We start from the raw sequence: 576 nt of genomic DNA, 5'->3' as shown, positions 1-576 counted from the left end.
GAACTGCTCACGGGTCAGGCTGTGTCGCGCGGCGTTATGGGGAAGGAAGGTGTCGGGGTCGATCACCGTCCAAGCGAATAGGCCCTCACGGGCCAGGCTCTCGGCGAGCTGCGACCCGAGCGAGCCTGCTCCAATCATCACGACGCGCCTGAGGTCGGGGGCGGCGCGTCCAGCCATTCTCGCGGCTCCGGCGCCGTCAAGCTCGAGGTGCACCGGAGCGATCTGCACGGGGATCTCTCGGAGGCCGTCCGCGGACAGCTTGGCTCCGAACCTCATCACGTAGCTGACGTCCTTCACCGCGTCGCTGGTGTTCGACTCGAGCAACCCCATCGCGACGCCGATGGCGCCCGGGCTCATGTGGCAGAGGAACGCCATCGGAAGGGTTGCGCCGATCTCGCCAGTCAGCGGATGGACCTGCGGCAGGCTCACAAGAATGCAGAAGACCCACTTGCGGTTTTGGTCCCTTCCTCCGGCTGACTTCCAGCCGAGGACGGACTCATTGAGCCGTTCGAGGAGATCAAGTCCCCGTTCGGCAAGCAGATCGACGAGCCCCAGAAGGGTCCTCTCACCGGAACC

General features: G+C 65.5%; 1 protein-coding gene. It reads right to left on the bottom strand.

Annotation, left to right across the window (positions count from 1 at the left end; all coding sequences use genetic code 11):
* Window positions 1-576: ThiF family adenylyltransferase (locus ACKAE7_RS21190; protein ID WP_408980247.1), on the bottom strand; the 576-nt coding region annotated here is incomplete at both ends.

Origin of the sequence: Pseudarthrobacter sp. NKDBFgelt (genome assembly GCF_046097905.1) — a bacterium.
Taxonomy (GTDB): Bacteria; Actinomycetota; Actinomycetes; order Actinomycetales; family Micrococcaceae; genus Arthrobacter; species Arthrobacter polychromogenes.
The sequence above is the reverse complement of the archived record's forward strand: the minus strand, read 5'-3'. Positions and strand labels throughout refer to the sequence as shown.